Origin of the sequence: Bartonella jaculi (assembly GCF_039543045.1) — a bacterium.
GTDB classification, from domain to species: domain Bacteria; phylum Pseudomonadota; class Alphaproteobacteria; order Rhizobiales; family Rhizobiaceae; genus Bartonella; species Bartonella jaculi.
On the sequence record NZ_BAABIZ010000131.1, the window covers coordinates 1 to 1,058 of the forward strand.

The following is a 1,058-nucleotide window of genomic DNA, read 5'->3' on the forward strand; positions in this document are numbered from 1 at the left end:
TGAAGAAGGTGTTTTTGTAGCGCAGCATGGGAAAGATAATGAGAAAGCTAATAGCAAGATTAAGTATCTTGCGAATGGAGAGGTTAGTGCTGCCTCTACGGAAGCGGTGAATGGTTCACAGCTTTATACATTGGGTACTGGGGTTGCCTCGTATTTTGGCGGTGATGCTAAATATGAGAATGGTGTTTTGACTGTTCCTACATTCACGGTTAAGAGTGTCAAGGAAGATGGCGATACAGAAGATACAGAGTATCATGATGTAGCAGCAGCCTTTGAGGGCGTAGGTACTTCCTTCACGAACATTCACAAAGAGATTAACAAAAGTACTACCGAGGTTACAGAAAACATTAAGCAGAATGCGTTGCTTTGGAGTGATGAAGAAGGTGTTTTTGTAGCGCAGCATGGGAAAGATAATGAGAAAGCTAATAGCAAGATTAAGTATCTTGCGAATGGAGAGGTTAGTGCTGCCTCTACGGAAGCGGTGAATGGTTCACAGCTTTATTCTCTGAATAATGATATTGCTCATTATTTTGATAAGAATGCCGGCTATGATAGTGAGGGCAAATGGACTGCTCCTGCATTCAAGCTTAAGACTGTTAAGGAAGATGGTAGTGATGTTGAAGAGCAGAGCTATACGAGTGTAGCGGAAGCCTTTGAGGGAGTAGGAAGTTCCTTCAAGAACATTCACAACGAGATTAACAGTGAGATTAACAAGATAGTAGGTGATAGCCTTGTTAAGCAGAATGAGGAAACGCATGTTATCAGCATTGGTGGCGAAAAAGGTGGTACAAGCATCGATATTGCAAACACTGATCATGCTACACGGACCCTTTCTGGTGTGAGTTCAGGTGCAGTTTCAGAAAAATCGACGGATGCGATGAATGGTTCACAGCTTTATACAATGAATAAGATGTTTGCTGAGTATTTCGGTGGAGGTGCTGGCTATGATGATAAGGGCACATGGACCGCTCCTAAGTTCAAGGTTAAGACCGTTAAGGAAGATGGTAGTGATGTTGAAGAGCAGAGCTATACGAGTGTAGCAGCGGCCTTTGAGGGCG

The 1,058-nt window shown here is 43.2% G+C and carries 1 pseudogene; it reads left to right on the plus strand.

Annotated elements, in window-relative coordinates:
- Positions 1–1,058 (plus strand): annotated as a pseudogene (locus ABD915_RS09775) (Vomp family autotransporter); the annotation flags it as partial.